At 48.1% G+C, this 942-nt stretch carries 1 protein-coding gene; it reads left to right on the plus strand.

Features of this window, described 5'->3' with window-relative positions:
• Nucleotides 1–30: 30 nt before the first annotated feature.
• On the plus strand, nt 31–942 hold a 912-nt coding region (locus CPT76_RS08940; protein ID WP_181152748.1), incomplete at its 3' end, for a type 2 periplasmic-binding domain-containing protein.

Genomic DNA, 942 nt, shown 5'->3' on the forward strand with positions numbered 1-942 from the left:
AAGAACAGGCGGCGTAGGAGCGTTCTTGCGATGACACTAATCGCTTTACTGCTGTTAGTGACCATGACGGCATGTACGGGAACAGGCAAAGAAGAGGGGGCAGGCACGGTTGACCCGGGTCCGAATAAGTCAGGTTCTGAAGAAATAAAGCCGGTCACCTTGACTTTCCTCAGTGCTTGGAACGGCGGCGGAGCCGGTTTTCCGCAGGACCAGAAAAATAATCCCGTAGCCCAAAAAATCAGGGAAAAAACCGGGGTGACGTTAAACCTCGAATCCATCACAACAAGCGAAGTAGAGAAACTGAATACGATCTTCGCTTCCGGTACGGTCCCGGATATTGTTAATGCACCGTTCTGGTCTACTACAGGAGGAGAAGGGCAAGTCATCAAGAAGGCAGCCATGGAAGGACAGCTTCTGGATTTAACCCCTTATCTCGATAAATACCCGAATATTAAAAGACTGGTAACGACCGGAATTGCGAAGGATTTTGCCGAGTTCGATCTCAATAGTCCCGATTTTGGAGGCAAGACGTATCTCATTCCAACGGAGACCCCGGACGGAACCCCAGAGAGCATTCATAATTGGAATTACGGCCTTTTTGCCAGGGGAGATATCCTGAAAGCTTTAAATGTAAAAGCGGAGGATATTGATACGCAGGATGAACTGTATGATCTATTGGTCAAGATCAGAGATGGCGGTTTCAAAGATATTGGCGGGAAGCCGGTCATCCCAGCCGGAACGATGTGGAATGGATGGGATTACGGGCAGTTCCTTGCCGGATGGTCGGATTACTCGATTTCGGACTTCCGTCAAGTCGATGGAAAACTGATTCACTGGACGCAATCCAAGGATTACGAAGCCAAGTTGTTATACATGAGAAAGCTGCTAAAAGAAGGTTTGTTTGATCTTGAAGCCTTCAGCAATACGAGTACAACAGCGAAT

It is taken from the genome of Paenibacillus sp. AR247 (genome assembly GCF_002968895.1).
Taxonomy (GTDB): domain Bacteria; phylum Bacillota; class Bacilli; order Paenibacillales; family Paenibacillaceae; genus Paenibacillus_AQ; species Paenibacillus_AQ favisporus.